This is a genomic window from Microbacterium sp. GbtcB4, assembly GCF_019091465.1.
Classification (GTDB): domain Bacteria; phylum Actinomycetota; class Actinomycetes; order Actinomycetales; family Microbacteriaceae; genus Microbacterium; species Microbacterium paraoxydans.
On sequence record NZ_JAGXJJ010000391.1, the window covers coordinates 1 to 245 of the forward strand.

Annotated in this window: 1 protein-coding gene; it reads right to left on the bottom strand. The window is 68.2% G+C overall.

Translation table 11 applies throughout. From position 1 onward, the window contains the following. Nucleotides 1–245: amino acid permease (locus KVS71_RS18255; protein ID WP_217585244.1), on the bottom strand; the 245-nt coding region annotated here is incomplete at both ends.

Here is a 245-nt window from a genome sequence, read left to right on the forward strand (position 1 = left end):
CCCGAGACGGGCACGGTCGAGGCGAATTCGGCGTAACACATGGCCGCGAGGCCGCACGCGATCGCGGCGATGATGAAGCTGATCACCACGGCGGGTCCTGCCACGTCGTGCGCGGCGCGCCCGGAGAGGGTGAAGATGCCCGCCCCGATGACGACGCCCACGCCGAAGACGGTCAGGTCGACCGCGCTGAGGGATTTCTTGAGGCGGAACTCCGGCTCATCGGTGTCGGCGATGGATTGCTCCAC